The 1,395-nt window shown below is 53.1% G+C and carries 1 rRNA gene; it reads left to right on the forward strand.

Annotated features, from left to right (window positions below):
- Positions 1 to 1,382, forward strand: a 23S ribosomal RNA gene (locus J2W46_RS34280); the annotation flags it as partial.
- Between the last annotated feature and the right edge of the window lie 13 nt (positions 1,383 to 1,395).

The following is a 1,395-nucleotide window of genomic DNA, read 5'->3' on the forward strand; positions in this document are numbered from 1 at the left end:
AATTCAAGGGTGTGAGGCCAGTCACTTCGGTGACGAAGCAATCGGAAGTGGTTCCAGGAAAAGCCTCTAAGCTTCAGTTCAACAAGACCGTACCGCAAACCGACACAGGTGGGCGAGATGAGTATTCTAAGGCGCTTGAGAGAACTCGGGAGAAGGAACTCGGCAAATTGGTACCGTAACTTCGGGATAAGGTACGCCCCTGTAGCTTGACTCGCCTGCGCGAGAAGGGTGAAGGGGTTGCAATAAACTGGTGGCTGCGACTGTTTAATAAAAACACAGCACTCTGCAAACACGAAAGTGGACGTATAGGGTGTGACGCCTGCCCGGTGCCGGAAGATTAAATGATGGGGTGCAAGCTCCTGATTGAAGTCCCGGTAAACGGCGGCCGTAACTATAACGGTCCTAAGGTAGCGAAATTCCTTGTCGGGTAAGTTCCGACCTGCACGAATGGCGTAACGATGGCCACACTGTCTCCTCCCGAGACTCAGCGAAGTTGAAGTGTTTGTGATGATGCAATCTCCCCGCGGCTAGACGGAAAGACCCCATGAACCTTTACTGTAGCTTTGCATTGGACTTTGAACCGGTCTGTGTAGGATAGGTGGGAGGCTGTGAAGCGTGGACGCCAGTCTGCGTGGAGCCATCCTTGAAATACCACCCTGATCTGTTTGAGGTTCTAACCTTGGTCCGTAATCCGGATCGGGGACAGTGCATGGTAGGCAGTTTGACTGGGGCGGTCTCCTCCCAAAGTGTAACGGAGGAGTACGAAGGTACGCTAGGTACGGTCGGAAATCGTGCTGATAGTGCAATGGCATAAGCGTGCTTAACTGCGAGACCGACAAGTCGAGCAGGTGCGAAAGCAGGTCATAGTGATCCGGTGGTTCTGTATGGAAGGGCCATCGCTCAACGGATAAAAGGTACTCTGGGGATAACAGGCTGATACCGCCCAAGAGTTCATATCGACGGCGGTGTTTGGCACCTCGATGTCGGCTCATCTCATCCTGGGGCTGTAGCCGGTCCCAAGGGTATGGCTGTTCGCCATTTAAAGAGGTACGTGAGCTGGGTTTAAAACGTCGTGAGACAGTTTGGTCCCTATCTGCCGTGGGCGCTGGATATTTGAAGGGGGCTGCTCCTAGTACGAGAGGACCGGAGTGGACGAACCTCTGGTGTACCGGTTGTCACGCCAGTGGCATCGCCGGGTAGCTATGTTCGGAAGAGATAACCGCTGAAAGCATCTAAGCGGGAAACTCGCCTTAAGATGAGATATCCCCGGGGCTTCGAGCCCCTTGAAGGGTCGTTCAAGACCAGGACGTTGATAGGTCAGGTGTGTAAGCGCAGTAATGTGCTCAGCTAACTGATACTAATTGCCCGTAAGGCTTGATCCTATAACAGGTGTGT

It is taken from the genome of Paraburkholderia strydomiana, from assembly GCF_031456815.1.
In the GTDB taxonomy this organism is placed as follows: Bacteria; Pseudomonadota; Gammaproteobacteria; order Burkholderiales; family Burkholderiaceae; genus Paraburkholderia; species Paraburkholderia caledonica.